We start from the raw sequence: 1,187 nt of genomic DNA, 5'->3' as shown, positions 1-1,187 counted from the left end.
ACCGGCGATGATGTCCCAGATGCCCCACCACCCCGCGACGATCGCCATGCCGCCGAGGCCCCCGAAGAAGGCGAAGACGAGGCCCAGCCCGAGGCCGGCGTTGCGGATGCCCACCTCGAAGGTCATCGCCTTGCGCTCGCGGGTTCCGAGGCCGCCGGCGACCGCCGTCGTGTAGCCGATGCCCAGCGCGACCGCGTCGTGCACGGTCACGACGAGCACGATGATCCCGAGGAACGCCACGAAGTACGACCAGTTGCCCGCCAAGGCCGCCACGATGAAGCCGACCAGCGCGAGCAGCGAGAACCACTTCACCCACGGCTGGACCGCGGTGGCGAACCGGGTGAATCGGTGTCGGATGAACAGCCCGAGCGCGAACGGCAGCCCGATGATCAGGAGGATGTCGCCGAGCATCGCCCAGGCATCCAGCGACACCGCTTCCAGCAGGGTGCGCGCGGTGGGGTGCAGCGAACCCCAGAAGGCCACCGACAGCGGCAGCACGAAGATGTAGATGAGGTTCGAGACCGCCGTCATCGACACCGACAGGGCGACGTTGCCGCCGGAGCGGTGGGTGAGCACCTGCGAGATGTTCCCCGGTGGGCAGCACGCCACGAGGATCATGCCCAGCGCCATGGACGGCGTCACCGGCAGGATCAGGGTGAGCCCGAACGTGACCGCGGGCAGCACGATCAGCTGCGCCAGGATGGCGATGACGAAGGGCTTCGGCTTGCGGGCGACCACCTTGAAGTCGTCGATGGTGGTGTCCAGCGCGATCCCGAACATGATCAGCCCCAGGACGACGTTCAGCAGCACGAGCGTCTGCGGGTTGAAGTTCAGGACCACGTCGTCGGGGTTCACGCGGTCACCTGCTCGTCCTGGCTGCTCACGGTGGTCGCCTCGATACGGCCGCCGCCGGGCGACGAGCGGCCCTGGCGACGACGCCGCGTGGGCGAAGGGATGCCGCGGCGCGCCGGCGCGGCCGGCTCGTCGGTCTGCAGGGCGGTCGTGGCCTCGCGCACCGCGCGGCGGTAGGCGTCCTTGTTGACGTAGTACGCCATGCGCTCGAGCCCGAGATAGCGGTACCCGCCGGTGAGATCGGGCCACCGCTTCCCGGTCACCCGCGCGCGGAAGGCGGCGGCGCGTGCGGGGTGGCGATCGAGCGCCCCGAGGTAGGCGGCGATGAGTTCTGC

The 1,187-nt window shown here is 69.8% G+C and carries 1 protein-coding gene and 1 pseudogene; both read right to left on the bottom strand.

The window, feature by feature from the left end:
* On the bottom strand, positions 1–855 hold an 855-nt coding region (locus C9992_RS17900; protein ID WP_106817009.1), incomplete at its 3' end, for a bile acid:sodium symporter family protein.
* Positions 852–1,187 (bottom strand): annotated as a pseudogene (locus C9992_RS18470) (hypothetical protein); the annotation flags it as partial. The gene C9992_RS17900 and the pseudogene C9992_RS18470, both read right to left, overlap by 4 nt.

Source organism: Microbacterium timonense (genome assembly GCF_900292075.1).
GTDB classification, from domain to species: Bacteria; Actinomycetota; Actinomycetes; order Actinomycetales; family Microbacteriaceae; genus Microbacterium; species Microbacterium timonense.
Note: the sequence above shows the minus strand (reverse complement) of the source record. Positions and strands in the feature narration are given on the sequence as shown.